Annotated in this window: 1 pseudogene; it reads left to right on the top strand. The window is 37.4% G+C overall.

What is annotated here, in order from left to right:
* Positions 1-15: 15 nt before the first annotated feature.
* A pseudogene (locus FS935_RS23240) lies at positions 16-353 on the top strand (NAD-dependent epimerase/dehydratase family protein); the annotation flags it as partial.

Below are 353 nucleotides of genomic sequence, written 5' to 3'. Positions count from 1 at the left end.
GGAGTTCGTAGTGAATTGAGTGGCATCTATAATTTGTCAACTGGTACGGAAGTGAGTATTAATCGGTTGGTTGATGAGATGGGCAAGCTTTATCCTATTGCAGATTTACAAAATATCGAAAGTCGCCCAGGTGATATTAAGAGGTCGATTCTGGATAATCAGAAAATCAAAAAAGATCTTGATTGGGTGCCGAAGTATTTGCTTGATGAGGGGCTTGCGAAGGTAATTGATTATTACGAAGATAATCAGTTTGTAGCACCTGTAAAGACGGAAAAAGAAAAAAAGGTGAAGAGAATTCCGTTTCTGCCTTTTTATGAAAATATCGTTTTGTTTGCGATGTTTTTTGGTCTTTC

This window comes from Metabacillus litoralis, from assembly GCF_007994985.1.
Taxonomy (GTDB): Bacteria; Bacillota; Bacilli; order Bacillales; family Bacillaceae; genus Metabacillus; species Metabacillus litoralis.
The sequence above is the reverse complement of the archived record's forward strand: the minus strand, read 5'-3'. Positions and strand labels throughout refer to the sequence as shown.